Annotated in this window: 1 pseudogene; it reads left to right on the forward strand. The window is 29.4% G+C overall.

Going from position 1 to position 231, the window contains the following annotated elements:
• Positions 1 to 45 precede the first annotated feature (45 nt).
• A pseudogene (locus tag AAEY55_RS18665) lies at positions 46 to 231 on the forward strand (hypothetical protein); the annotation flags it as partial.

Below are 231 nucleotides of genomic sequence, written 5' to 3' on the forward strand. Positions count from 1 at the left end.
ATTATTTTTTTTTTTTCTAGACAAATTAATGATCTATAACATTTAATATTACGTGACTGAAAAGCTGTTTTATCGATTTCTTTAAGTATGCTTTCACCTGTTAATAAAGTACTACTTCGTATTATAAAATTATTATTACTCAGTCCGCTGTTTTTAATATTTTCCGTATTTGAAGGCTGGTTACTCATCCCTTTTTTACTACTCGGTGGGTTGTGTTACCCACTACTAACG

The organism is Pseudoalteromonas sp. 120-MNA-CIBAN-0494 (assembly GCF_040308885.1).
Taxonomy (GTDB): Bacteria; Pseudomonadota; Gammaproteobacteria; order Enterobacterales; family Alteromonadaceae; genus Pseudoalteromonas; species Pseudoalteromonas nigrifaciens.